The organism is Micromonospora arida, from assembly GCF_042873195.1.
GTDB lineage: Bacteria > Actinomycetota > Actinomycetes > Mycobacteriales > Micromonosporaceae > Micromonospora > Micromonospora arida.
The window spans coordinates 442942-468057 of record NZ_JBIALC010000001.1 but is presented as its reverse complement, the minus strand read 5'-3'; the positions used below and the strand labels follow the sequence as shown (position 1 = coordinate 468057).

Annotated in this window: 29 protein-coding genes; 16 read left to right on the top strand and 13 right to left on the bottom strand. The window is 72.1% G+C overall.

The genetic code is table 11. From position 1 onward, the window contains the following. Positions 1-117: 117 nt before the first annotated feature. A complete protein-coding gene (locus ACFYP0_RS02335; protein ID WP_355493520.1) occupies positions 118-705 on the top strand; it encodes a GNAT family N-acetyltransferase in 588 nt (195 codons plus the stop codon). Positions 706-714: 9 nt separating this feature from the next. Here ACFYP0_RS02335 and ACFYP0_RS02330 read toward each other — a convergent pair whose 3' ends face one another. From ACFYP0_RS02330 to ACFYP0_RS02310, 5 genes are all read right to left on the bottom strand, one after another. Then, entirely contained in the window at positions 715-1959 is a 1245-nt protein-coding gene (locus tag ACFYP0_RS02330; RefSeq protein WP_355493519.1) for an MFS transporter, read from the bottom strand. A gap of 175 nt (positions 1960-2134) precedes the next feature. Further along, entirely contained in the window at positions 2135-3403 is a 1269-nt protein-coding gene (locus tag ACFYP0_RS02325; protein WP_355493518.1) for a hypothetical protein, read from the bottom strand. Next, positions 3400-3921 (bottom strand): SigE family RNA polymerase sigma factor, encoded by a 522-nt coding sequence (locus ACFYP0_RS02320; protein WP_355493517.1) that lies wholly within the window; start codon positions 3919-3921, stop codon positions 3400-3402. The genes ACFYP0_RS02325 and ACFYP0_RS02320 overlap by 4 nt, the downstream gene beginning before the upstream one ends. 105 nt (positions 3922-4026) lie before the next feature. Continuing rightward, a complete protein-coding gene (locus ACFYP0_RS02315) occupies positions 4027-4272 on the bottom strand; it encodes a flavin reductase (protein WP_355493516.1) in 246 nt (81 codons plus the stop codon). Then, positions 4272-4550, bottom strand: a complete 279-nt coding sequence (locus ACFYP0_RS02310) for a hypothetical protein (protein ID WP_355493515.1) — start codon at positions 4548-4550, stop codon at positions 4272-4274. Before ACFYP0_RS02310 ends, ACFYP0_RS02315 begins: the two co-directional genes overlap by 1 nt. Positions 4551-4668: 118 nt before the next feature. On the opposite strand from ACFYP0_RS02310, the gene ACFYP0_RS02305 reads away from it, so the two are divergent. Together ACFYP0_RS02305 and ACFYP0_RS02300 are read left to right on the top strand one after the other, a co-directional pair. After that, complete coding sequence (locus tag ACFYP0_RS02305; RefSeq protein ID WP_355493514.1) at positions 4669-5436, top strand: DUF5753 domain-containing protein; 768 nt, start codon at positions 4669-4671, stop codon at positions 5434-5436. Continuing rightward, positions 5427-5618, top strand: a complete 192-nt coding sequence (locus ACFYP0_RS02300) for a DUF397 domain-containing protein (protein ID WP_355493513.1) — start codon at positions 5427-5429, stop codon at positions 5616-5618. Before ACFYP0_RS02305 ends, ACFYP0_RS02300 begins: the two co-directional genes overlap by 10 nt. Before the next feature lie 79 nt (positions 5619-5697). Here ACFYP0_RS02300 and ACFYP0_RS02295 read toward each other — a convergent pair whose 3' ends face one another. Beyond that, positions 5698-6924 (bottom strand): MFS transporter, encoded by a 1227-nt coding sequence (locus tag ACFYP0_RS02295; RefSeq protein ID WP_355493512.1) that lies wholly within the window; start codon positions 6922-6924, stop codon positions 5698-5700. A gap of 68 nt (positions 6925-6992) precedes the next feature. Between ACFYP0_RS02295 and ACFYP0_RS02290 the strand changes: the two genes are divergently transcribed. From ACFYP0_RS02290 to ACFYP0_RS02260, 7 genes are all read left to right on the top strand, one after another. After that, positions 6993-7508 carry a MarR family winged helix-turn-helix transcriptional regulator gene (locus ACFYP0_RS02290; RefSeq protein WP_355493511.1) on the top strand — a complete coding sequence of 172 codons (516 nt, stop codon included), beginning with the start codon at positions 6993-6995 and terminating at the stop codon, positions 7506-7508. A gap of 55 nt (positions 7509-7563) precedes the next feature. Then, positions 7564-8082 (top strand): DUF2087 domain-containing protein, encoded by a 519-nt coding sequence (locus tag ACFYP0_RS02285; RefSeq protein WP_355493510.1) that lies wholly within the window; start codon positions 7564-7566, stop codon positions 8080-8082. Between the two features lie 52 nt (positions 8083-8134). After that, positions 8135-8611: a MarR family winged helix-turn-helix transcriptional regulator gene (locus ACFYP0_RS02280; RefSeq protein WP_355493509.1), complete on the top strand. Its 477-nt coding sequence runs from the start codon at positions 8135-8137 to the stop codon at positions 8609-8611. Between the two features lie 76 nt (positions 8612-8687). Then, a complete protein-coding gene (locus ACFYP0_RS02275; RefSeq protein ID WP_355493508.1) occupies positions 8688-9101 on the top strand; it encodes a DUF6069 family protein in 414 nt (137 codons plus the stop codon). Between the two features lie 135 nt (positions 9102-9236). Then, positions 9237-9761 (top strand): GNAT family N-acetyltransferase, encoded by a 525-nt coding sequence (locus ACFYP0_RS02270; RefSeq protein ID WP_355493507.1) that lies wholly within the window; start codon positions 9237-9239, stop codon positions 9759-9761. A 72-nt stretch (positions 9762-9833) separates the two neighbouring features. Further along, entirely contained in the window at positions 9834-10259 is a 426-nt protein-coding gene (locus ACFYP0_RS02265) for an Hsp20/alpha crystallin family protein (RefSeq protein ID WP_124857951.1), read from the top strand. 71 nt (positions 10260-10330) lie between these two features. Further along, positions 10331-11329 carry a tyrosine-type recombinase/integrase gene (locus tag ACFYP0_RS02260; protein ID WP_124857953.1) on the top strand — a complete coding sequence of 333 codons (999 nt, stop codon included), beginning with the start codon at positions 10331-10333 and terminating at the stop codon, positions 11327-11329. A gap of 15 nt (positions 11330-11344) precedes the next feature. On the opposite strand, the gene ACFYP0_RS02255 is transcribed toward ACFYP0_RS02260, so the two are convergent. Beyond that, positions 11345-11716, bottom strand: a complete 372-nt coding sequence (locus ACFYP0_RS02255) for a VOC family protein (RefSeq protein WP_386994026.1) — start codon at positions 11714-11716, stop codon at positions 11345-11347. A gap of 88 nt (positions 11717-11804) precedes the next feature. On the opposite strand from ACFYP0_RS02255, the gene ACFYP0_RS02250 reads away from it, so the two are divergent. Next, positions 11805-12650, top strand: a complete 846-nt coding sequence (locus ACFYP0_RS02250; RefSeq protein WP_386994024.1) for an LLM class flavin-dependent oxidoreductase — start codon at positions 11805-11807, stop codon at positions 12648-12650. A gap of 7 nt (positions 12651-12657) precedes the next feature. Here the strand turns inward: ACFYP0_RS02250 and ACFYP0_RS02245 are convergent, their stop codons facing one another. Together ACFYP0_RS02245 and ACFYP0_RS02240 are read right to left on the bottom strand one after the other, a co-directional pair. Next, positions 12658-13821, bottom strand: a complete 1164-nt coding sequence (locus tag ACFYP0_RS02245) for an outer membrane protein assembly factor BamB family protein (RefSeq protein ID WP_355493505.1) — start codon at positions 13819-13821, stop codon at positions 12658-12660. 31 nt (positions 13822-13852) lie between these two features. Beyond that, positions 13853-15556 (bottom strand): acyl-CoA dehydrogenase family protein, encoded by a 1704-nt coding sequence (locus ACFYP0_RS02240; RefSeq protein WP_355493504.1) that lies wholly within the window; start codon positions 15554-15556, stop codon positions 13853-13855. A gap of 146 nt (positions 15557-15702) precedes the next feature. Between ACFYP0_RS02240 and ACFYP0_RS02235 the strand changes: the two genes are divergently transcribed. Together ACFYP0_RS02235 and ACFYP0_RS02230 are read left to right on the top strand one after the other, a co-directional pair. After that, positions 15703-16161, top strand: a complete 459-nt coding sequence (locus ACFYP0_RS02235) for an Rv0361 family membrane protein (protein ID WP_386994021.1) — start codon at positions 15703-15705, stop codon at positions 16159-16161. After that, on the top strand, positions 16148-17353 hold the full coding sequence (locus ACFYP0_RS02230) for a low temperature requirement protein A (protein WP_355493503.1): 1206 nt from the start codon (positions 16148-16150) through the stop codon (positions 17351-17353). Before ACFYP0_RS02235 ends, ACFYP0_RS02230 begins: the two co-directional genes overlap by 14 nt. A gap of 47 nt (positions 17354-17400) precedes the next feature. Here the strand turns inward: ACFYP0_RS02230 and ACFYP0_RS02225 are convergent, their stop codons facing one another. The 4 genes from ACFYP0_RS02225 to ACFYP0_RS02210 form a co-directional block, all read right to left on the bottom strand. Beyond that, positions 17401-18117, bottom strand: a complete 717-nt coding sequence (locus ACFYP0_RS02225) for a thymidine kinase (protein WP_386994018.1) — start codon at positions 18115-18117, stop codon at positions 17401-17403. Positions 18118-18173: 56 nt separating this feature from the next. Beyond that, on the bottom strand, positions 18174-19565 hold the full coding sequence (locus tag ACFYP0_RS02220) for an MFS transporter (protein ID WP_355493502.1): 1392 nt from the start codon (positions 19563-19565) through the stop codon (positions 18174-18176). 17 nt (positions 19566-19582) lie between these two features. Next, a complete protein-coding gene (locus tag ACFYP0_RS02215) occupies positions 19583-20350 on the bottom strand; it encodes a glycerophosphodiester phosphodiesterase (RefSeq protein WP_124857969.1) in 768 nt (255 codons plus the stop codon). Positions 20351-20813: 463 nt separating this feature from the next. After that, the gene (locus tag ACFYP0_RS02210) at positions 20814-21581 is read right to left on the bottom strand and encodes a lysophospholipid acyltransferase family protein (RefSeq protein WP_355493501.1); all 768 of its coding nucleotides are present in this window, start codon (positions 21579-21581) and stop codon (positions 20814-20816) included. Positions 21582-21743: 162 nt separating this feature from the next. Here ACFYP0_RS02210 and ACFYP0_RS02205 point away from each other — a divergent pair, with 162 nt between their 5' ends. From ACFYP0_RS02205 to ACFYP0_RS02195, 3 genes are read left to right on the top strand one after another with little or no spacing between them, the layout of a single operon-like run. Next, positions 21744-23159, top strand: coding sequence for a cytochrome ubiquinol oxidase subunit I (locus ACFYP0_RS02205; RefSeq protein WP_355493500.1), 1416 nt, complete (start codon positions 21744-21746; stop codon positions 23157-23159). A gap of 14 nt (positions 23160-23173) precedes the next feature. Next, entirely contained in the window at positions 23174-24172 is a 999-nt protein-coding gene (gene cydB, locus ACFYP0_RS02200) for a cytochrome d ubiquinol oxidase subunit II (protein ID WP_355493499.1), read from the top strand. Positions 24173-24213: 41 nt separating this feature from the next. Beyond that, entirely contained in the window at positions 24214-25047 is an 834-nt protein-coding gene (locus ACFYP0_RS02195) for an arginase family protein (protein WP_355493498.1), read from the top strand. Positions 25048-25116: the final 69 nt, after the last annotated feature.

The window sequence follows — 25116 nt, the reverse complement described above, 5'->3', positions numbered from 1 at the left end:
GATCCCACCGACCCGGCCGGCAGCCGCACCGAGGTCTCCCTGCGCTACCTGGACGTGGTCGCCGAACTCCCGGGCGGCCCGACCGGGGAGTGAGGCCGTCGGCTCGATAATGGGCGGATGCCGCTGCTCGTCGTACCAGCAATGCCCGCCGGGAGCCTCGCCGCCCAGGAGCAACCCCACCTTCCGGTACGTCCCGGGCTGGCCCTGCGGCCGTGGCGCGACGACGACGCCCCGGCCGTCCGGGCGGCCTTCGACTGTCCGCAGATCCAACGGTGGCACGTCCGCCGCATCGACGGCGACGACGAGGCGCGGGTGTGGACGGCGCAGTGGGCTGGCCGTTGGCGTGACGAGACGGCCGCCAGCTGGGCGATCGTCGACGCCGACGACCGGCCGCTGGGTCAGGTGGGGTTGCGGGGCGTGCTGCTGGCCGAGGCGTCGGCGCAACTGTCGTACTGGTTGGTGCCCGCCGCGCGTGGTCGGGGCATCGCCACCGAGGCGTTGAGGGCACTCACCCGGTGGAGTTTCACGCGGGCCGGTCTGCACCGGCTGGCCCTGGATCACTCGACCGCCAATACGGCGTCGTGCCGGGTGGCCACGCGGGCCGACTTTCCGGTGGAGGGCGTGCTCCGGGGGTCGGTTCGCCACGCCGACGGCTGGCACGACATGCACCTGCACGCACGGCTGCGCACCGACGGCCCAATCTGATCACCCGGTCTACTCGATGGGCGGCACGGATGGTGTCGGCGCCGCACCATGCGTGTCGGCGCGTCGCATCGCCCGCGGCAGTCGCAGCGCGACGACGCCGGTAGCCACCAGTCCGCCGACTCCCGCGACCATCAGTGTCACCGGGGCGGACGTGGCGTCCAGCAGGACACCACCGGCGAGGTAGGACGTCGCGGCGGCGACCCCGATCGCACCGTACAGATTGCCGAAGACCCTGCCGAGCATGCCCGGTGGCACCGTACGTTGCAGCAGGGTGCTGGACGCGACGTCCATGGCCGCCAACCCGAAGCCACGAACGGCCTGCAGGGCGATCGCGGCGGCGACGGCCCAGGCGAGCCCGGTCAGCAGGTTGCCGACACTGCTGACGGCGAATCCCGCGATCAGCAGCAGCGGCATCGACGCCCTGGTGCCCCACCTGGACAGCATGGCGTAACCGGCCACCAGCCCGACACCGACGGCGCCCAGCAGAAGCCCGACCGCTGATCCGCCCACGTGGAAGGTGTCTTTGGCCAGCAGCACCAGGGCCACGTCGTCGACCCCGTTGAAGGCGACCACCGCGGTGAAGCCCAGGAAGATCACCCGCACCGTCGGAACACTCAACAGATAGCCGAGGCCCGCTCTGGCCTGTCGCAGCAGGGACGGCTGGCGCTCGTCGCCGGTCGTCGGCGGAAGTGAGGGGAGCCTCGCGAGCAGCATGGCCGAGACCAGGAACGACACGGCGTCGACGAGCAGCACACCACGCAGTCCGACCAGCGGGAACAGGGCCGCGGCGAGCAGTGGGCCGATCGCCTCTGCCGCGTTGGAGCCGAACCCGAGGGTGGAGTTGGCGGTCTCCAGGTCACGGTCATCGACGAGGGCGGGCACCGCCGCCCGAGACGCCGGCTGGAAGAGCTGCGACGCGGTGGCGCGAATCGCGACGAGAGCCAGCAACATCGGCAGCGAGGGCATCGTCAGGACGATGACGAGCAGGACCGCAGCTTGGACGAGTTCGCAGACGACCATCAGTCGTCGGAGGTTGAGCCGATCAACGAGGGCACCGGTGAACGGACCCAGCAGGGACGGCGCGAAGTCCCCGACAAGGAGCAGAAGCGCGACCGCCAGCCCTTTACCCGTCGTCTCGGCGACGTGGAAGATCAGCGCGACAAGGCTGAGTGAATCGCCCGCGTACGAGACGAGCCGTGCCGAGAACAGCGTTCGGAATGGCCTGTTGCGGCGAAGCAGCTGGATGGGACGCAACGGAGCAGCGTCTGCCACGGCAGACGCTGCTCCGGACATCTCGAAGGTCCCCTGTCGCTGAGGGCTGCGGTGAGGCGTCGTGCCGCCGATACCCGGGACGGGTGAACCAGCCTGTGGGTGAAGGTAGCCACGAGAGCCTCGGTGAGCACCGTATTTACTGTTGTCGGGAGCTGATTCAGGAAGCGACCGGAACGTTGGTGGTGGCCCCGCTGGCGTCGGTGACCCGTACCTCGCTCGCTGTCGCGGGCAGCAGTGCCGCGTCGCGGCCGACGTCCTGCCACTGGCCGTCGCCGATTCGGTAGCTCAGGGCTGACCCCTCGGCGGCGACGAGAACGCCCTGGTCGTCGGGCAGTCGTAGCCGCACAGGCAGGGGTGCCGACCAGTCCGCGGTCGTGCTGGCCACCGCTTCGAACGGCAGATATGTGCGGGCGAGCAACGCGATGACGCGGGACGGGTCGTCGTCGTACTGGACGGTTGTCACGAGGAGCCGCTGGCCGTCGGAGGTTGCCCCGTAGACCCACAGGAGGGGAGAGCCGTTGTGCGTGTGCGCTCCGACAGGGTCGATGTATTCGGCGAGGGCTTCGGTCGGCGCGTTCACCTCTGCGGCAGCGGGGTCGGTGCCCCAGACCTGCTGCGCACCGGGCAACGTGTGTCGGAGAAGCGGTGGTGCGGGCCGATCCTTGTTGTCGGGGAAGAGGATCTCGCTCGTGCCGTCGATGTGAATCGCGTTCTGCCGTTCCACGGGAGTCCTGGAGAGCGCGACGGTGAGCTTCGTGCGCTGCGGCGGCACCGACAACACCGCCGCACCGTCTCGGAACACCACCGGCTCGAAGGTCCGCTCGACCTTGCCATCGGGCTCGTACCTCAGTTGCGCGGAGAACTCCACCGGTTGCCCGAAGTCGAGCACAAGGAGCACGTCGCGCTGTGGTCCGAGCAGTACCGCCTGCTCGAGGCCGTCTGTTTCGCTGCTGGTGGCCTGCGTCAGGGTGCGCACGCGCGGGCCACCGGCGGTGGGTTCGAGGAACCCCACCGTCGTGCCGTGCGCGGTGGCGTGGGCCACGTAGGCGGCCGGGCCAGCAGGCGTACCTCCTGCCCACACGACGTGCGGCTCGCCGCGCGTCCGATCCCCGGCCTCCTTGATCCGGCGCTGCCACACCTGGCGGACCTGCCGCAGGTATCCCTCATCGGCGGCCAGATCACCGCGAGTGGGCTGGTCGAGCAGCGGTGAAGCGGCACGGGTGTCTCCGGCGCCGCCGGGCAGGTCGAGGACGCCAGCCATGGGCACGGCCACCACTGCCGCGCAGAGCGCCGCCAACACCACTCGCCGACGCACCACTCGCCGCCGCCCGCTCCGACGCACCTCAGCGAGCAGGCCCGGCGGGCTGACCAGGTCGTCCGTAGCGCGATGCAGGATGCCGCGCACGTCACTGTCGTTCATGGTCATCGCGAACTCCCGGTTCGAGTGATGGGTATGACGAGGTTCGACCCGGCCAGCGCCTCTCGCAGCCGAGCCAACCCACGGGAGGCGTGACTCTTCACCGCACCCTCTGAACAGCCCATCGCCGCCGCAACGTCGACGACCGGCAGGTCTTCCAGGTAGCGGAGCACGACAGCGGCCCGCTGCCGCGCCGGCAACGCCCGCAGCGCCCCGACGACCAGTTCACGAACCGCCACCGAGTCGGCGTGGTCGCGGGCAACCCCGTCATGCTCGCCCAGCGACTGTTCCGGACGGCGGGCACGCCACCGCCACCGGTTGATCGACCGGTTGACCAGCGCACGTCGCGCGTACGCCTCCGGGCTGCTCTGCACCCGCCGCCAGCGCACATACACCTGCTCCAGCACCTCCTGGAGCAGGTCCTCGGCGGCGTGCCGGTCCCCGGTCAGCAGGAAGGCGACCCGCAACAGCACCGCCGACCGTGTGCGAACGAAGTCGTCGAACTCCGCCCCGCGCGAATCCCTCATCTGACCTCCCGGCCTCGTCAACCAGCAAGACACCAGGTGCGCTCGCGAGGTTTACCGGTCCCGGCAACTTTGCCCGATGGATCCGTCCCGCCGGGGGCCGGTCGTTCAGCGGGCTTCGGCCCAGCCGACAAAGCGCGGGGTCAGGTCGGGCAGTGCGACGTCCGGGTTGAGCCTGGCGAGATCGGCGCTGGCTTCCTCCTGGACCTTCGCCAGGTGGATCAACAGGCCGGGTCGGTCCTCGCGATACTCGCCGAGCAGGCGTAGCTTCGCGGCCGAGCACGGCCACAGGATGCCGCAGACCGGGCAGCGCCACGACGGCCGCAGCGGGGAATGCTTCGGTCGCTCGGGCATCAGCCGACCCCCACCGCTGTGCAGTGCCGGACCGGTGTGGACGGGCCGGCGTGGACCTGCACGCCGTGGCGCATCACGAACAACTCGCGTCGTGCGACCGCTTCGCCCTTCCTGCTCAGCTCGTACGCGTCGAGCCAGAGCCAACCGTCGTAGGTGTACCGGTCGGGCAGCTCGCGGATGACCCGCACGACGATCGGTTTGCTGAATTGGACGCTCGCGGCGGTGGTCAACAGGACCACGTCGCCGGCTCTGAGAGCGCCCCGTACCTCGTTCTGCACAGCTTCTCCTTCTCGTCGCAGCACCGCCTACACCGCACTTTGCCGGTAGTTGCTGGACAAACACACAGCGTTACGTAACCTCTTCATCGCAGTGGATTTGTTCCAGGGGAGGGACGGCATGAACCATGCCTTTGTCGCGGCGCTGGCCGCGGCGGGTCACACCGCCGAGAGCCTCGCAGGTCAGCTCGGTGTGCACCCGAAGACCGTCGCCAGGTGGGCGAACCCGGGGCACATTCCCCAGAGCCGCCACCGCGCGACGGTGGCAGGGCTGCTGGCAAAGGACGCCGACGCGCTGTGGCCGGACGTGGTCCGTCGCCGTGAGCCGGTGTGGTTCCGGCCGTGGGTCGACCTGGAACGTGAGGCCGTGACGCTGCGGTCGTTCCAGCTCGCGTGGGTGCCCGGGCTGCTCCAGACCGAGGCGTACGCACGGGCGACCCTGGCCGGTGGGGTGCTGACACCGGAGGCGGTCGCCGAGTTCGCCGAGGCGCGGATCAACCGGCAGGCGATTCTCGGCAGGGGAGGCGGGCCGCTGCTGATCGCCGTTCTCGACGAGGGGGTGCTGAGGCGGCGGGTCGGCGACGACCGCGCGTTGATGGCGGTGCAACTCGCGCGCCTGGTCGGTTGCGCCGAGGCGGGCACCATCCAACTGCACATCGTCCCGGCGGACGCGCCCAGCTATCCCGGGCTCGACGGACCGTTCACCATCGCCGACATGCCGGACGGGTCACGGGTCGCCCACGTCGACAGTGCGGCACGGGCGCAGATCCTCGATCAAACGTCGGATCTTGTTAGCCTGGAACGGCGGTGGGAGCGTATTCGCGGCGAGGCCCTGCCCCGAGGGCGTTCGTTGGACCTTCTCAGAGAAGCGGCAGCATCATGGACATGACCGGTGCGCGGTGGCGGAAGAGCACGAGGAGCGGCGGTAACGGTGGTGACTGTGTCGAGGTTGCCGACAACCTTCCGGGCGTGGTCCTGGTCCGTGACACGAAGGACCGCGACGGCGGCACGCTGACGTTCAGCCGACAGTCGTGGCGTGGCTTCGTCGCGATGGCCCGCGACGCCGGCTGACCGACCACATCGTACAAAGGCTCCCGGTGCTGGCCGGGAGCCTTTGTCGTGGGTGGGCCCGGCCGTCGGTCACCGCACATCAACGGACGGCAGCGGGGTCGGCCGGTTGCGGGGTGGTCGGCCAGGTGAGTCGGCGTACGCCGGGAACGAGGGCGGTGCCCGCGCAGGAGGCGAGCACCAGCAGGCCGGCGACGGCCAGCGGGACGGGTGCGCCGAACGCGTCGGCGGCCAACGGCGCCAGCGCGTATCCCAGCGGCATGGCGCCCAGCGACACCAGCCAGTCGTACGAGGTGACCCGGGCCAGGACCTCGGGCGGGAAGTGGTGCTGCACGACGGTCTCCCACACCGGGTTGAGGTAGCCGAGGGCGGTCAGCGCCACCGCGTAGGCGACGATCACCGCGGGGGCGGGCGCGGCGACGGCGAGCAGGAACAGCGGCGCGGCGTAGCAGGCCAGCCCGAGGTTGGCCAGCAGCACCGGCCGGTGCAGCCGGACCCGCCCGGCCAGCAGCGAGCCGGTGAGCATCCCGATCGCGCCGGCCTGCAACAGCAGCACCCAGGTCGTCTCGCCACCCAGGCGGTCGATGGCGACGGCCGGCCCGAGGGTCATCAGCACGGCGGCGGCGCCGTTCCACACGCCGTGCCCGAGCAGGCTGGTCCAGAACCAGTCGCGGGCGCGTACCTCGCCGAAGCCGTGCCGCAGGTCGGCGAGGACGGAACGGCGGGGCACCGGCACGTGGCGGACCCGCACCAGCGCGAGCAGTGTGGCGCTGAGCGCGAACGACGCACCGTCGAGGATGAACGCCCAGCCGGGTCCGGCGGCCCAGATCAGCGCGCCGGCCAGGGCCGGGCCGGCGAGGCGGCTGGTGTTGGCGGTGATCCCCATCAGGGCGTTGGCCCGCTGCCGGTTGGCCGGTTCGACGGTGCCGGCGACCAGCGGGGACGCGGTCGGGATGGCGAACGCCGAGGCGGTGCCGCCGAGCGCGGACGCCACCACCACAGTGGTCAGTGACGGGTCGCCGCCGAGCAGCTCCACGCCGACCGCGAGCTGCGTGGCGCAGCGGACCAGGTCGGCCAGGAGGGCGACCCGGCGGGCGTCGAACCGGTCGGCCACCACCCCACCGAACGGCAACAGGACCAGCCGGGGCACGACCGCCGCGGCGAGGACGACGGCCAGCGCGGCGGTGGAGCCGGTGGCCCGCAGTACGGCCAGCGCCAGCGCGGCGGGCACCACCGCGTCGCCGAGGGCGGAGATGGTGCGACCCAGGAACAGCAGCCGGAAGGAGTGGTCGCGCAGGGGGTGAGCCATGGCCACAACATACTTCGACGTCGAATATTTTGGCAATGAATATTTCGGTGCTGAGGTAAGCTGGCGCGGTGACCACCACTCCGGACGCCGTCGACCGGCACATCGAACGCTGGCTGCCCGTGGTGCCCGACCTCGACGCGGACGTCGAGGGGGCGGTGACCAGGATGATCCGACTGACCCGGCATCTGCGGGCCGTCAAGGAGCGGGTCCTGGTCGACCTCGACCTGCCGGCCCACGAGTACGACACGCTGCACGCCCTGGCCGGCCGCGGTGGCCGGGCCGCACCCTCGGACCTCGCCGCGGACCTCACGATGGCCCCCGCCTCGATCACCGCGCGGGTGGACGCGCTGCTGCGGCGGGGCTTCGTACACCGGATTCCGTCGACAGTCGACCGTCGACGCGTCGACGTGGAACTCACCGAGGCGGGTCAGGCCGCGTGGCGCGGGGCGATGGAGGTCCAGGGCGCCGAGGAGCACCGCCTGCTCGGCGCGCTCACCGCGACCGAACGGCGACACCTCTCCGACCTGCTGCGCCGGGTGCTGCTCGTCGCCGAACAGCCACAGAGCACGTCACAGACCGACTGAGCGGCGCCGAAAATCGCCTGGCGTCCGGCGTACCGCTGATGCAAGGGTGACCGGCGTGACTGCGCATGTGCTGGCCGGGGCCCTGGCCGACGACGGACGGCGACGGATCTTCGCGGCGATCGTGCTGGGTGCGACCAGCGCGACCGAGGTCGCCGAGCGGACCGGCCTGCCGGTGCGGGTGGCGCTCACCGGGGTCCGCCGACTCACCGACGCGGGCCTCGTCACCGGCGCGGACGGCACGCTCGCGGCCGACGAGGCGTCGCTGCGGGCCACCGCGCGCGACAGCCGCCCGGCCGACGACGCCGAACCCGGCGTCGACCCGGTGCTGCGGACCTTCCTGCGGACCCCCGGCGTCCTGGTGGGTCTTCCGGCGCAGCGGGGTCGACGGCGGGTGCTGCTGGCGCACATCGCCGAGCAGTCGTTCGAGCCGGGCACCCGCTATCCGGAGCGGGCCGTCGACGACGCGCTCAAGCCGTGGTGCGCCGCAGGCGGGTCGGATCACGCGACGCTGCGCCGGTATCTGATCGACGAGCAGTTGCTCATCCGCGAGCACGGCATCTACCAGCGGCCCTGAACGTCGGTTGCGCGAACCGTCTGGTTGCAGAGGATCTTGCTAGCCTCGGCGCATGACCTCGTGCACGCCCTCCGATGGCCCGCCGGACCTGTTGTTCCTGCTCTCCTGGGCGAGTCACGCGTTGCAGACCGAGCACGCCGCCGGCCTGGCCGAGCTGGGCATCTCGCCGCGGGCGCACTACGTGCTGGCACAGGCCCACACCGGTGAGCTGACCCAGCGGGAGATCGGCGAGCGGTGCGGTGTGGACAAGACCACGATGGTCGTGACGCTCGACCAGTTGGAGCGGGCCGGGCTGGCCGAGCGCCGTCCGGTGCCGACGGACCGACGGGCCCGCATGGTCGCGGTGACGCCGGCGGGGGAGCAGGTGCTGCGGCAGGCGCAACAGGTGGTCCGGCGCATCCAGGACGACCTGCTGGCAACCCTGCCCGAGCAGGACCGGGAGGTGTTCCTGCGGGCTCTCCTGGCGCTGGTGAGCGGACCACTGGCCAACACCTCCCCGTACGCGCCGGGGGCCCGCTCCGGCTGTTAGTTCCAAGAAGGATAGTCCCGAGCAAGACTATCTGTTACGGTCGTACTCGTTCGTTTCCCCTGAACGAGGAGCCGTCATGAGTGCTGCCGCCGTCACGACACCCGCCCCCTCACCACTGCGCCGCCGCGCCCTCGGTGTCGCCGCCGCCGTCGTGGCTCCCCTGGCCATCTGGGCGATCGGCGCGTTGGCCGGAGTCGACTACACCGTCGAGAGCCCGGGCCAGCCCGCCACTGTCATCGGGGCCGGCGCCATCGTCATGATCGCCCTGGCGGCCGCCCTGCTCGGCTGGGCCGCGCTGGCGCTGCTGGAGCGGTTCGCCACCCGGGTCGCACGACCGCTCTGGATCTCGCTGGCCGTCGTCGTGACGGTGCTGTCCTTCGTCCCCGTGCTCAGCGTCGAGGCCACCGGCGGCGCCAAGCTCGCCCTCGGCGCAACGCACGTGGCCGTGGCGGTCGCGTTGATCGCCCTGCTGCCCCGCCCCCGCCGGTAAGCGACTGGTATTCCCTCCGCCCACCTCGTGTCGCGCTGACCACGAGGTGGGCGACGCAGGTGGGGTGGATGTCGCAGGGGCAGCAGCGCCGGGGCGACCGGATAAAGCCGTTGACCGGGCGGTGATGATCAACAGGTGACCATTACCGCCCGGCCCACCTGGACGACCAGCACCAGCCGGCCCGACCACCCCGACGCGGTACTGCTGCTGCGCGAGTACATGACCGAGATGGTGGTTCGCTATCACCGTCGCCCGGCCCTGCCCGGCGAGGTCGACACGGCGCTGGCCGAGTTACCCAGCGATGACCTGACCACGCCGAGCGGGCTGCTCCTGGTCGCCCACCGCGGCACCGAACTGGCCGGCTGCGCCGGGCTGCGCTGGCAACCCGGCTGGGCCGAGCTGACCCGGGTGTTCATCCGCCCCGAGCACCGCGGCGCCGGTGGGGGCGCCGTACTGCTGGCCGCCGTCGAGGAGCAGGCCCGCGCGGCCGGGGCGGACCGGATCCGGCTCGACACCCGCCACGACCTGGTCGAGGCCCGCGCCCTGTACGCCCGGCACGGCTACGCCGAGATCCCGGCGTACTCGCGGGGCCCCTACGCCGAACACTGGTTTGAAAAGCGGCTGTCCGGAGCAGTTGACGTCGGCGCGCGGACGCGCTAAATAAGAAGAGGAAGTTGAGTCAGCCCGGCTCAACTCATCACCTTCGGCCAGGAGAACCGAGGAGGCATGACGATGTTGATGCGTACCGACCCGTTCCGCGAGATGGACCGGCTCGCCGAGCAGTTCTTCGGTACGGCGGCCCGTCCCGCGACGATGCACCTGGACGCCTACCGCGACGGCGACCACTTCTACGCGGCGTTCGACCTGCCCGGCGTCGACCCGGACAGCATCGACTGCACCGTCGAGCGCAACGTGCTCACCGTCCGAGCCGAGCGTCGCCGGCCAACCGGCGACGGCGTCGAACTGGTCGCCGCCGAACGCCCGATGGGCACCTTCACCCGGCGGCTGTTCCTCGGCGACACGCTGGACGCCGACAAGCTGGAGGCCGGCTACGAGAACGGGGTGCTGACGCTGCGCATCCCGGTCGCCGAGCGTGCCAAGCCCCGCCGGGTGACCATCAAGGCCAACGGCGACGCCCGCCGCGAGATCAACGCCTGATCCGACACGGTGACGGGTGGGATCGGCGCGCCTGCACGCCGATCCCACCCGAGGCTGAGAGCCTTTTTCACATGGTGTTCTCCGACGCTCCGGTGCTCGCCCGCCCGTCCGCGCCACCGGCGCTGCCGAGCGGGCCGGTCGAGGTCACCGAGGCGTGGCTGCGCAACCGGCGGCTATCCGAGCACACCCGCGACGCCTACCGACGTGACGTCACCGGCTGGCTCCGCTGGTGCGCCGGTCACGACCTGGACCCGCTGCGGGCCACGTTCCTGCACGTCAACGAGTACGCCCGCGCGCTGGAGAGCAGCGTCGACGCCCGCAGCGGCCGCACACTGACCCCGGCGACCGTCGCGCGCCGACTCTCGGCGCTGTCCAGTTGGTACGACTTCCTGGTCAAGCTGGGCGCTGTGCCGGCCAACCCGGTCTCCGGCGCCGACCGCCCCCGCGTCGACCGGGACCACTCCGCCACCGTCGGGCTCACCCCCGAGGAGGTGGACGCCCTGCTCAGCGCGGCCGACGCGGACACCGGCGCGACCGCCGTACGCAACCGGGCGGCGCTCGCGCTCCTCGCCGACCTGGGTCTGCGGGTCGGGGAGCTGATCTCACTGGACCTGACCGACCTCGGCACCGAACGCGGCCACCGCAGCGTGCGTTTCGTCGGCAAGGGCGGCAAACAACGTCGCCGCGCCCTCACCCCCGGCACCGGGCACGCCGTGGACGCCTACCTGGCCCAGCGGGCCGCCACCACCGGCGTGCCGGTGCCGCAGCTCACCGGCCCGCTGCTGGTCACCGCCAGCGGTGCCCGGCTGGACCGGCACTCGGTGTTCCGGATGGTCCGTCGGCTCGCCCGCGCCGCCGGCATCCCGGCCTGGGCGAAGCTGTCCCCACACTCGCTGCGACACGCCTTCGCCACCACGGCCCGCTCGGAGGGCGTGCCGTTGGAGGATGTGCAGGACGCCATGGGGCACGCCGACCCGCGCACCACCCGCCGCTACGACCGGGACCGGCACAACCTCGACCGTGACCCGGCCTACGCGGTGTGGGCGGCCCGGTCGCGTCGTCGCGGTTGAGCAGTGCCTGCCGCGTCAGCTCTGTGGGCGGGGGCAGATGCAGAACGGCTGCCCGATCGGGTCGAGAAGCACCACCCACCGCTCGCCGCCGGGCTGGAAGGCCGGCTTCGACGCGCCCGCGGCGACGAACTTCTCCTCCGCCGCCGTCAGGTCGTCGACGTAAAGATCCAGGTGGTAGCGCTTGTCGCCGGTCTGGTCCGGCCAGGAGGGCGGTCGGTAGCCCTCGACCAGCCCGAAGCCGATGGAGACGCCACCGGAGCTGATCATCGCGTACTCCGGTTGGCTGTGGGTGACCTCCCAGCCCAGCGCCTCGTGGTAGAACGCGGCGTGGCCGGCGGGATCGGAACTGTCGAGGTTGACCATCGCGAGGTCGGCAGAAGTTGTCACGCCGGCAGTATGCCGCCGGGGCCCGACAACTCCGGCCCCGCGACACTCGCGGCGGCCTGGTGTCGGGCCCCCGCCCTATGGTCGGCGGATGAGACACGGTCTGGAGATTTCCTGCGGCGGGGCCGCGGTCGCGGTGTCCACTCTGGTCGAGCTGGGTGAGCTGGCCGAACGTGCCGACTGGGACGGCGTGTTCCTGGAGGACTATCTGATCCACTATTCCGGCGACGAGCCGTTCACCTACGACCCGTGGCTGGTCCTCGCCGCGATCGCCGGGCGCACCGACCGGGTGCGACTGGGCACCACGGTCACCGCGCTGCCCCGGCGTCGCCCGGCGAAGTTGGCGCGGGAGGTCCTCACCCTCGACCACCTCAGCGCGGGCCGGGCCACAGTGGCCGTCGGTGTCGGCGACCCCGGCGACCGGGGCCTGGCCGCCTTCGGCGAACAGACCGAGGTGTCCGTGCGGGCCGCGATGCTCGACGAGGGTCTCGACCTGCTGACGGGGCTGCTCAGCGGTGAGCGGGTCAGCCACCAGGGCACCCACTACCGCGCCGACGGGGTGTCGCTGCGGCCTGCGCCGGTGCAGTCGCCGCGGGTGCCGGTCTGGGTCGGCGGGAGCACCCAGGCCGGGGCGGTGCGCCGCCGGGCCGCCCGCGCCGACGGCATCGTGCCGTACAAGCTCACCGACACCGACGGGTGGTCCGACTTCACCCCCGACGAGGTCCACGACCTGACGAACGCCCTACCAGCGACGCGCGCCGACGGTCAGCCGTTCGACGTGGCGGTCGGCGGCCGGCGGCGCCGTTCCGACGAGCGCACCGAACGGGCCTACCTCGGTGAGCTGGCCGCGGCCGGCGCCACCTGGTGGCTGGAGTTCGTCCCGGCCGGCGATCCGGCGACGATGCGCGCAGCCGTTGCCCGAGGCCCTCTGCGCTGACCCGGGGTCAGGGGCCTTCGATGGGCCAGAACGTCACGCGGGCCGTGCCGTCGCGGCAGATCAACCCGGCGCCGACCCGGCGGCAGTCGGTCACACCCGCCGGGAGCACAGCGGACACCCGATGACCGTCGCGTCCCACCGTCGCGATCAGGGAGCGCCTGCCGTCCGCCGCCATCCCCAGCACCACCAGGGGTTCCGCAGCGGCCCGTGGGCCAGCCACCGTTCGCCACCGCGCCCCGGCCGGCCACGTCCACACTCGCACCCCGGTGCCCGGGTCGATCGCCCAGCGTCCCTGCTCGTCCTGCCCGCAGATCAGACCCTGGCAGGGACGCAGGATCAGCTCACCCGGCTGCACCGGCACCTGCCAGCGTCGCGCCAGCCCGGGTAGGTCGTAGCCGGTCAGCGCCATCGCGCCGCCGCTCGGGTGGCGCAGCACCAGGTGCGCGCCGACGACCTGGGGATTGTCCGGGCCGTAGTCGGCCGGCGGAAGCTGGCCCCGCCCGTGTTCGGTGCCGTCACGGGCGTCGAGCAGTCGGGCAAGCCCGTCGTCCTGCACCAGCAGCACCCGCCCGGGCAGCGCCCGCAGCACCGCCGTGGAAGGCAGCGGGACCGACCACCGGGTCACGCCGGTGGCAGGGTCGACGCCGTGCACCGTGCCCTCGACCCTCCGACCCGGTTCGGAGGCGCTGCGCACCTCGCTCACCGCGACCGCCTCATTCCCGGCCGCGTACACCCGCTCGGGTCGCCGCCACACCGGCTGGCCGGTACGCAACGACCGCGCGGTGGTCACCCGCGCCCCGAGCGCCTGGTCGCGCTCGACCAGCAGCAGCAGATCACCCGCGACCTCGGCGGACCACCCGGCGGCGGGCGGCACGGTGACCCGCCAGCGCGGCGGGCCGTCCGGCGCGGCCGAGTCGTAGGCGCTCAGCGTCGGCGGGTTCGGCTCGGGATCGACGACCAGCAGCAGCGGCCCCGCGCCGAGCACGGTCGCCCGGGCGGGCAGCGCCGGCCCGGGCTGAGGCGTCAGGGGCGCGGCCGGGGCGGCACCGCCGAGCAGGACACAGGCCGCCACCAGCGCCGCCACCCGCCACCGGCGGGACACCTGCGGAGGCGGGCGGCGCTCCTCCAGGGGCGCGCCCCGGTCGTCACCCAGCTCGATCAGCACCGACATGAGCGCCCACCTGTCCGCTCGCGCCGGCCGGTCAGCAGAGCAGGTCGAGGTGGTGGTGGGCGTCCTCGGCGATCTCCTCGTGCCGCAGCCAGCGGCGCGCCCACAGTCGGGCGGCCAACTCCGCCTGCTCGTCGCCCCACGCGGCGTGCTCGACGAGCAACGCGGTGGTCAGCGCGTACGCCAGGCGCAACGCGAGACCGCGGGCGCCCGCGAGCACCGCCGACGCCCCCGGGTCGACGGTCACCGCGGTGATGGTCTCCGCCAACTGCGCGGCGGCGGTGGCCAGGGTGTCGGCCAGCACCGGCGACAGCGGCCGAGCCAGGTCGACGGCGGCGGTCAGCCGGCTCAGCAGCGGCGCACCCGCGTCCTCCCGGGTCAACGCGCGCAGCACGTCCAGGGCCAGCACATTGGTGGTGCCCTCCCAGATCGGCAGCACCTGGGCGTCACGCAGCAGCCGGGGAACGCCGGTGTCCTCCACATAGCCGGCACCGCCGAAGCTCTCCACGTACTCGCTGGCGGAGCTGACGGCGAGCCGACCGGTGGCCAGCTTCGCCAACGGCGCCACGATGCGCAGCTCGGCCGCGGCCTCCGGGTCGGCGCCGACCTCGACCCGCCCGAGCAGGGCGAAGGCGTGCCCGGCAAGGGCGAACGCGCCCGCCGCGTCGACCGCGAGGGTGCCCAGGGTGGCCCGGTGCAGGGGCGAGGACACCAGCGGGCCGCCGGCGACGTGCCGCACCTCGGCGTACGCGCGGGCGTAGGCGAGACCCCGTCGCATCCCGCCGGCCGCCGCCGCGGCGTTGTGCACCCGGGTCACCACGACCAGGGTCATCGCCCGGACCAGACCGGGCACCGCCGGGTCACCCAGTGGAAGGGCGTACGCGTCGCGCAGGCCGATCTCGGCGGTGGGCAGCGCCCGGGTGCCGAGCTTGTCCTTGAGCCGGTGCACGGTGACACCCGGTGCGGGTGCGCCCGGCGCCGCGCCGTCGGCCAGCGGTGAGTCGACGGCGTACCGGGGAACGAGGAACGGGGCGAGCACCCGGCTGCCCCGCCCGGCGCCCTCCGGCCGGGCCAGCGCCACCGCCATCGCCGCGTCGGCGGCGGAGCAGAACCACTTCTCGCCGGTCAGCCGCCACGAACCGTCCGCCGCGGGGCGGCCGAGCGTGCTGGAGCGGCCCAGATCGGAGCCGCCCTGCGACTCGGTCATCCACTGCCCGCTGGTGATCGCCGTTGCCGGGTCCGTGGAGATCAGCCGGGGCAGCCACGCGTCGCGGACCGTGGCGTCGACGTCGGGCATGCTGAGCAGCGCCGCCGCCCCGTCGGCCATCGCCACCGGGCAGGAGAACGTCGCCGACTCCGGCCCGTACAGGTGCAGCAGGGCGTGCTGGACGACCCGCGCGGCAGCACCCCAGGTGCCCCGGGCGTCCGACAGGTAGGGCAGCGCCACCACGGCGTGTCGGGCGGCGGCGGCGCGTTGCGCCTGCCAACCGGCGGAGGTGTCGATGCGGTCGATCCGGGCACCCCACGGGTCGTAGCGGACCAGCGCGGGCGGGTGCGCCTCCGCGTCGGCGTGCGCCGCGCGCAGCGGCCCGGTGACGTCGGCGGCCAGGTCCGCGAGACGGCCCTTCGCGGCGGCGTGCCCGCCCGGGCCGAGGTGACGCTCCAGCCAGGACCGCAGCAGGCCATCACCGGCGTACGGGTCGACGGGGGGTGGTACCGGCTGCACGAAGCGGCTCATCGATCGGCTCCTGGCACTGCTCGGGGGTGTGCGCCGACGGTAGACGATGCGAGGCCGCCGCGAACAGGGCACACCCGCGCATCGGGCGCACCCAGTTTCCGGCTTGTCGCCCGTCGGCGTGAGCGTCTTCTCTACGGTCGGTAGTCGTGGGTGCGGGCCAGTCGTGGAGCCGACCGGCCCGGCGTCACCGCCCGATGCGCACCGGGTTGGCGTTCGCCGGGTTCGGCGTGGCGCTGTGCTGCGTGGGGGTGGCCGGGTTGGGCGCCTGGAACCTGCAGACCGTCCGGCAGGCCGCCGGCCCGATCCGGGAGACCGCCGACGGTTTCCTCAGCGAGGTGGCCCTCGGCGACAGTGACCGGGCGTACGAGCGGCTCTGCGAGGACGCGCGCAGCCGCTGGAGCGCGATCGGCTTCACCAGTTGGGTGCGGACACCACCGATGGTCACCGACTACGAGATCACCGACGTGTCGGTCGCCACCCGCAGCGGACGACCGCACGGCACGGTGACCGTGAAGGTGACCCGCGACGGCGGAATCAGCGAAGAACGTCGCCTGCCGGTGGTCCGTGAGGACGGGGACTGGCGGGTGTGCGGTGACCCCTTCTGAACCCCCGGTCGCCGCCCCGGTACGCCCACAGCTGCTGCGACCACGCGAGGGGGTGCAGCCGACCACCTCGACGGAACTCTTCTTCGATCTGGTCTTCATCTTCACCATCACCCAGTTGTCGCACTACCTGATCGCGCACCTGGACTGGCGGGGCGCCGGGCGTACCGCCCTGTTGCTGGCGCTGGTGTGGTTCGTCTGGGTCTACACCACCTGGGTGACCAACTGGCTGCAACCGGACCAGGGGCCGGTGCGGACGATGCTGATCGGGGTGACGCTGGGCAGCCTGCTGTTGTCGGCGGCGATCCCGGAGGCGTTCGGCTCGACCGGTCTGCTCTTCGCGGTGGTCTACGTGACCGTGCAGGTGGGACGCACCCTGTTCTCGTTGTGGGCGGTACAGGGCAGCCCGTGGCTGGTCGCCGGCTTCCGGCAGTCGCTGCCGTGGATCGCCGGGACGTCGCTGCTCATGCTCCTCGGTGGCCTGGTCGGCGGGGCCGCGCGCGAGGCCGTGTGGGCGGCGGTGATCGTGATCGACGTGGTCGGCCTCTCGATCGGCTATCCGCTGCCGCGACGGGGGCGCAGCCGACCCGAGCGGTGGATGGTGGAGGGCGGGCACCTGGCCGAACGGTGCGCGGCCTTCGTCCTGATCGCGCTGGGGGAGTCGATCCTGGTCACCGGCAGCACCCTCACCTCGCACGTGGACCTGGTGACGTCCGGGGCGTTCCTGCTGGCGTTCGGCGGTTCGGTGGCGCTGTGGTGGGTGTACTTCGCCCGCTCGGCCTCGGCCGCCACGGAGGTCATCGCCCACGCCGGAGAGCGCACCGGCGCGTTGAGTCGAGTCGCGTTCAACTACCTGCACCCGGTGATCGTCGCCGGGGTCGTCGTCACGTCGGCGGCCGACGAGCGGTTGCTGCGGGAACCGGGCGCGCCGGCCACCACGGTCGACGTGCTGCTGACCCTCGGTGGTCCCGCGCTGTTCCTGGCCGGGCACGCCGCCTACAAGGCGCTGCTGTGGCGGACCCTGCCGATCAGCCGGCTCACCGCGGTGGTGGTCCTGCTGGCGTTGATGCCGGTCGGTGTGGTGCTGGGGGCACCCGTCGCGGTGTGCGCCGCGGTGGCGTTGGCGGTGACGGTCGCCGTGATCCTGACCGACCGGTTCCGGGTGCGGGCCGCCGCGGCCCGGCAGCGGTCCTGACCGTCCGGGGCACCGGGTCGGTTTCGGCGACAGCGGTGGTGGGCGCCTCAGTCGCGGGGGCCGAGGTCGCCGCTGCGGTAGTGCCGGCGGCAGAGCACCTGGTAGCGCACCTCGGCGGTGTCGACGGTGTCGCCGATGACGACCTGGGCGCCCTCACGGACGACCCGCCCGTCGACGACCCGGGCGTTGAGCAACCCTTCGCGGCCGCACCAGCAGAGCACCTCGACCTGGATGCGGGCCACCTCGTCGGCCAGCTCGAACAGGCGTTGCGTGGCGGGGAACAGCCGCGACCGGAAGTCGGTGGCCAGGCCGAACGCGAACACGTCGACGTCGTAGCTGTCCACCAACTCGGCCATCTGCTCGACGTGCTCGACGGTGTAGAAGCACGCCTCGTCGCAGATCAGGTAGTCGACGCGTACCCCGTCGGCCCACCGGCCGCGCACCAGGGCCCGCAGGTCCAGGTCGTCGGTGACCTCGATGGCCTCGTGGGCCAGACCGATGCGGGTGGTGACCTGCGGTCCCAGCGACCGGTCGATGCGGGTGGTGACCAGCCCGCGCCGGCCCTGCCGGGCGTGGTTGTAGTTCATCTGCAACGCCATCGTGGACTTGCCGCAGTCCATCGGCCCCCAGAAGAACTTCAACGCCGCCGCGTGCACCGGACGCCCGTCGAGCCCGCGCGCGGCCGCGCACCCGGCCGGGGCGTGTGGCTGGCCGGGGAACGGGTGGGCCAGGCAGGTCGGGGCGGGCGCGGCGTCGTCGGTCACGGTCGGGCAGCCTAGCCGATCGACCCTTCCTGATCTGTCGGACGCGGGACGCGTGCTCAGAGCACTCGGGGTGGGGTATTGCCCGCGGCCACGATGGCACGGCGGATCGGCACGGCGGCGAGAAGCAGGAACCCGACCACGAAGAAGATCAGCAGTGAGACCAGGCCCACCCGGTAGGAGGAGGTGAGCTGGAACACCAGGCCGAAGGCGAGCGGGCCGAGCCAGCTGGTGCCCTTGTCGCTGATCTCGTAGAAGCCGTAGTACTCGCCTTCCTTGCCGGCCGGGATGAGCTGGCTGAACAGCGACCGGCTCAGCGCCTGGCTGCCGCCGAGGACCAGGCCGATGGCCGCGCCGAGGACCATGAACGGCACCGGCGCCTCGGCGGGCAGCCGGAACGCGGCGATGATCACACCGGTCCAGAGGACCAGGCTGAGCAGCACTGTCTTCCAGGCGCCGATCCGCTTGGCCAGCGCTCCCAGGCTCAACGCGCCGCCGAAGGCGAGGAACTGCACCAGCAGGATCGTGATGATCAGGGTGCTCTGCTCCAGGCGCAGCTCTTCGGTGCCGTACTGGCTGGCCAGGGTGATGACGGTCTGGATGCCGTCGTTGTAGACCAGGAACGCCAGCAGGAAGTACAGCGTCAGCGGGTACGCCTTGACCTCGCGCATGGTGCGGGCGAGTTGCCGGAACCCGTCGGTGAGCACGTTGCCGCCACTGGCCAGGGCCGCGACGCTGGGGCGCTCGCGCAGCCAGCGCAGCGGCACCAGCGTGAACAACGCCCACCACACGCCGGCGGACACGATCGACCAGCGAGCCAGGTCCAGGGTGCGTTGGGGGTTGTCGCCCTCGTCGAGCAGGGTGATCGCGACGAGGTTGAGGGCCAGCAGCAGACCGCCGCCGAGGTAGCCCAGCGCCCAGCCGCGACTGGAGATGCCGTCGCGTTCGTCGGGGCCGCCGAGCTGCGGCAGGAACGAGTTGTAGACCACGATCGCCGCGCCGAAGGAGATGTTGGCGACCAGGAAGAGTGCCCCGCCGAGCAGGTAGCGGTCACCGGTGACGAAGGCCATCGCGATGGTGGCGCCCGCGCCGGTGAACGCGGCGCCGCCGAGCAGACGCTTCTTGTGTGCCGAGCGGTCGGCGATCGCCCCGATGACCGGCAGCACGAACACGGTGAGGAACACCGACAGCGAGATCAGGTACGGGTAGTAGGACCCGGCGGCGATCTTGATGCCCAGTGGGTAGACGGAGCCGTCGCAGGAATCCGCGCCCAGTTCGCAGCCGGCCGCCAACTCGGCGACGGTGGTCAGGAACGGGCCGAGGAACACGGTGATCACGGTGGTCTGGAACGCGGAGTTGGCCCAGTCGTAGATGTACCAGCCCCTGCGCTCCCGGCGGGTGCTCGCCGGAGGCGGGGTGTCGTCCACCGTGGGGGTCACGGTCTCGGCCATCGGGGGTCCTTCGATGGTCAGGCGGCCCAGTGGCCGCGGCTGCGATAGACGTCGCGCAGCACGCCGACGTGATCGGTCATGATGCCATCCACGCCACGATCCAGTAAGTCGTGCATCTGGGCTGGTTCGTCGATCGTCCAGACGTGCACCTGAAGGCCGATCCGGTGGCAGTAGTCGAGGAACCGGCGGTCCACCACCGGCACCCGCCCGTAGTGTGGCGGCACCTGCGCGGCGACCACCGACGGCGGCAGCCGCAGTGGCCGCCCGTGCAGGGAGGCCAGCCGCAGCCGGGCGACGCCGCGCATGCCCAGGCTGGTGGCGACCCGGCCCTCGGTGAGCGCCCGCAGCCGGGTCAGCCGGGCATCGCTGAACGAGGCGAGGAGCACCCGGTCGCCGGCGCCGGCCCTGGTCACGGTCGCGACCGTCGGCTCGACGCCGCCGTCGGCCTTCACGTCGATGTTGAAGCGAACCTGCGGCCACGCCCCCAACACCTCGTCGAGCCGGGGTACGACGGCAGCGCCGCCGACGCGTACCGAGGCGAGGTCGGCCCAGCTCATGTCGGCGATGCGTCCCGCCTCACCGGTGACCCGGCGCAACGTCGGGTCGTGGAAGATCACCGCCACGCCGTCGGCGGTGGCGTGCACGTCGGTCTCCACGTACCGGTAGCCCAGCCCGATGGCCCGGGCGAACGCCTCGGTGGTGTTCTCGTCGCCCTCGGCGGCGCCGCCACGGTGGGCGAACGCCAGCGGCGCGGGCGCGTCGAGGTAGCCGAATCGGGTCAACACGCGACGCAGTATGCCCGTCGCCGGTGGCGCATGGGTGGCCTGCCGGCGAAGATCAGGCCTGGGACGCCGGGGAGGCGGCACGGGTGGTTGCCGTGGCCGGCGGGTGTCCCTGTCCGCGGTGGCGGCAGGCGCGACGTCGGCATGCCCGTCGGCCGCACGCTCCCGTCGGACCGGCCTGCGGCCCCCACCCCCGGATGCCCGTCCTTCGTCCTTTGCTCTGCACCCGCGGAGTCGACAGTCACCGTCAGTAGCTGGTGCGTCCGCGGGTGCAGAGCAAAGGGAGCGAAGGTGGTGTTGGGGGGTGGGGGAGGGTGGGGTGCGGCACCCGGCTGAACTCGGCGCCGCAGGCCCCGCCGCAGACCGTTCCACCCGGTGCTCGACTCGGCTGTCCGGCACCCGTGCGGGTCTCCGTGCACCGGCGCACCCCGACGTCGCGGCAACCTCGGCGGTCGCGGCGGTGGCCTCAGTCTGAGCGGCGGCGGTGGGCGCGGCTGGTGTCGCTTGGGCGACCGGGGTCGATGTGACGAGGCAGGTCCGGCTCGTCGGGGCGCAGCGGGGCGAGGGTGTCGGTGAGCGCGTCCATGATCCGGTCGGTCGCGCGGCGGGCCGCGCCGGGGTGGGCCGCCCCCGTCTCGCCCAGGTCGACGGGGGTGCCGAAGTGCACCCGGATCACCGGTCGACGCCACAGCGAGCGGGCGATTCCGCGCAGCATTCCGCGGGGCGCCTGGTAGGGCAGCACCTCGTGCGCGCCCCACTGGGCGACCGGGACGACCGGGGCGCCGCAGGCCAGGGCGAGGCGGGCGGCGCCGGTCTTGCCGCGTTCGGGCCACAGGCCGGGGTCCAGGCCGATGCGACCCTCGGGGTAGATGAGGATCACCGAGCCGCGGGCGACGGCCGTGGCGGCGTCGTCGAGAGCCCGGTGCACGGCGCTGGTGCCCCGGTCGACCCGGATGTGTCCTGCGTGGCGCATGGCGGCGCCGAACATCGGGACGCGGAACAGGCCGGCGGTCGCCATGATCCGGGGGGCGATGCCACGGGTCTGGCAGGCGGCGGCCATGACCACCGGGTCGAACGGGCTGATGTGGTTGGCGGCCAGCACCAGCGGGCCGCGACGCAGGTGCGCCGGGACGTCGCCGGTGACCTGAAGGCGGGCGAGCAGGCCGACCAGGCGCCGGGCGAACAAAAGGGCTGCGCGCCAGATCAGCGGCGGCTGCCAGGTGGAGGTGTTCATCAGCGCGCCATCGTCGCACGCGGCGGCGGGGCCGCGAGGGCGGGTCGGGTGATCAGGGTCATTGGTCCCGGGTGTGTTCGGGCCGCACGGCCCTGCCCAATCGTCTACGACGAGCAGTAGTATTTACTACGTCTCGTAGTACGGATCGTTGGGGGTTTTCAGGTGGACGCGTTGGACGTTGCCCGCTGGCAGTTCGGTGTCACCACCGTCTACCACTTCCTTTTTGTGCCGCTGACCATCGGCCTCTCCGTGCTGGTGGCCATCCTGCAGACGATGTGGCACCGCACCGGCAACGAGCGCTACCTCAAGCTCACCAAGTTCTACGGCAAGCTGTTCCTGATCAACTTTGCCATGGGCGTGGTCACCGGGATCGTGCAGGAGTTCCAGTTCGGCATGAACTGGAGCGACTACTCCCGCTTCGTCGGCGACGTCTTCGGCGCACCCCTGGCCATCGAGGCGCTCGTCGCGTTCTTCCTCGAATCCACCTTCATCGGCCTGTGGATCTTCGGCTGGGACCGGCTGCCCAAGCGGGCACACCTGGCCAGCATCTGGGCCGCCGCGATCGGCACCAACCTCAGCGCGTACTTCATCCTCGCGGCGAACTCGTTCATGCAGAACCCGGTCGGCTACCGGCTCAACCCCGACACCGGCCGCGCGGAACTGACCGACTTCCTGGCCGTGATGACCAACAAGGTCGCCCTGATCACCTTCCCGCACACGTTGGCCGGCTCCTTCCTGGTCGCCGGCTCGCTGGTCGTGGCGGTCGGCCTGTACCACGTGATCCGCAACCGCGACTCCGCCGACACCGGCGCGTACCGCTTCGCCACGAAGTTCGGCTCCTGGGTGGTCCTGGTCTCCTCCGCCGTCGTCGTGATCACCGGCGACATCCAGGGCAAGATCATGACCCAGGTGCAGCCGATGAAGATGGCCGCCGCCGAGGGCCTCTACACCACCGAGAGCCCCGCCTCGTTCTCCGTACTCACCATCGGCAGCCTCGACGGCAGCCGCGAGGTCTTCGCCATCAAGATCCCGTACCTGCTGTCGTACCTGGGCACCGGCGACCCGAACGGCACTGTGCACGGCATCAACGACCTACAGGCCCAGTACGCCAGCCAGTACGGCGCGGGCAGCTACACGCCGATCATCCCGGTCACCTACTGGAGCTTCCGCTTCATGATCGCCTTCGGGATGGCCGCCGCCGCGATCGCCCTGCTGGTGCTGTGGAGCCAGCGCAAGGGCCGCACCCCGCGCAGCAAGTGGTTGCTGCGCGCCGGGCTGGCCATGCCGGTGCTGCCGCTGCTGGCCAACTCGTTCGGCTGGATCTTCACCGAGATGGGCCGCCAGCCGTGGATCGTCTTCGGCGAGATGCTCACCCGCAACGGCGTGTCCCGCAGCGTCTCGCTGGCCGAGGTGCTCACCTCGTTCACCGCCTTCACGCTGATCTACGCCACCCTCGCCGTGATCGAGGTCAAGTTGCTGCTGCGCTACGCCAAGGCCGGCGTGCCCGACGTCAGCGAAGAGCACCCCATCGACGACACCCATGACGACGCCGAGCGCCCGCTCGCCTTCGCCTACTGATCCCGGAGCCCATCGTGGACCTGACCACCATCTGGTTTCTCCTCGTCGCCGTGCTGTTCACCGGCTACTTCATCCTGGAGGGCTTCGACTTCGGCGTCGGCATGCTGCTGCCCGTGCTCGGCCGCGACGACCGCGAACGCCGCGTCCTGATCAACACCATCGGCCCGGTGTGGGACGGCAACGAGGTGTGGCTGATCACCGCCGGCGGCGCCATGTTCGCCGCGTTCCCCGAGTGGTACGCCACCCTCTTCTCCGGCTTCTACCTGCCGCTGCTGCTGATCCTGCTAGCCCTGATCGCCCGTGGGGTCGCCTTCGAGTACCGGCACAAGCGCCCCGAGGCGTCCTGGAAACGCCGCTGGGACGCGGCGATCGTGGTCGGTTCGCTGCTGCCGGCGATCCTGTGGGGCGTCGCCTTCGCCAACATCCTGCGCGGCGTGCCACTGGACGCCGACCACGAGTACGTCGGCGGCCTGCTCAACCTGCTCAACCCGTACGCCCTGCTGGGCGGCGCGACCACCCTCGCGCTGTTCCTGACCCACGGCGCGGTGTTCCTCGCCCTGAAGACCACCGGCGACATCCGCGAGCGGGCGGGCGCGCTCGCGGTGCGCCTGGGCGTCGGTGCCGCGGTGCTCGCGGTCGGGTTCCTGACCTGGACGCTGAGCATCCGCTCCAGCGCGGCCGCCGTGGTGCTCGCCGTCGGCGCGGCCCTGGCCCTGCTCGGTGGTCTCGCCGCCGCCAAGGTACGCCGGGAGGGCTGGGCGTTCACCGGCACCGCCGTGGCGATCGGCCTGGCCGTGGCGACCCTGTTCGCGGCGCTGTTCCCGAACGTCATGCCCTCCACCCTGGACGCGGCGGGCACGCTGACCACCACCAACGCCGCGTCCACCCCGTACACCCTGAAGATCATGACCTGGGTGGCGGTGATCTTCACTCCGATCGTGCTGGCCTACCAGGGCTGGACCTACTGGGTGTTCCGCAAGCGCATCGGCGTGGCCAACATCCCGCAACACTGACCGACAGGGGGCGCGGGCGGCCGGCTGGGAGGATCGTCGCCATGTGGAACCGGGATCTCGACGTACTGGTACCGATGTGGCAGGGCGCGGACGACATCCGGGTGCGCGACGGGGCGGCCGCGCTGGGCGCCCTGGCCGCGCCGGGGACGCAGCGGGTCACCGTGCCGATCCCGGCCGGCGGTTCGGAGCGGGAGAAGGGTGTCCGCCACCGGGCCGCGGTCGTCGACGGCTACCGCGCCCACCGGGACGTGCTCGCGCGGCACCGCCCGCGGCGGCTGCTGACGTTGGGCGGGGACTGCGCTGTCGAGGTCGCGTCGGTGGCCCACCTCGCGCGCCGGTACGCGCAAAGGCTGTTTGTGCTCTGGATCGACGCGCACGGCGACCTCAACACACCTGCGAGTTCGCCGAGCGGGACGGCGCACGGCATGCCCCTGCGCCTGCTGCTCGACGCGGACGCGGACGGTGCGCTGCCGGCGCCTCGTTGCCTCATGCGCGGCCAGGTCGCGCTGGTCGGGGTCCGAGATCTCGACCCCGCCGAGGTCGAGTACGTGCGCCGGCATGACCTGCCGGTGCTGGACTGCGCAACGCTGGGCGCGCAGCCGACCCGGCTGGCCGAGCTGCCCCCACCCGGCGCTGCGGTGTACGTGCACCTCGACCTGGACGTGCTGGACCCGTCCGCGTTGCCTGCCGTGGCGGTGCCCACCCCGGGCGGCCTGACCTCCGCCGCGCTGGCACGGTCGCTGACCGCCCTGCGCGCCGACCACCAGGTGGTCGGAGTGGGGATCACCGAGTACGTTCCGCAGCTCGCGCACGACCAGCAGGTGCTCAATGAGGTGCTGGGCGCGCTCGGGCTGACCACTGCTCCGCCCACCTGAGGCAGGAATTGGGCCGCACCCTGGACACCGGAACCGGTGCCCCGTCCAGCGGAGTGCGACGGCCGGTAC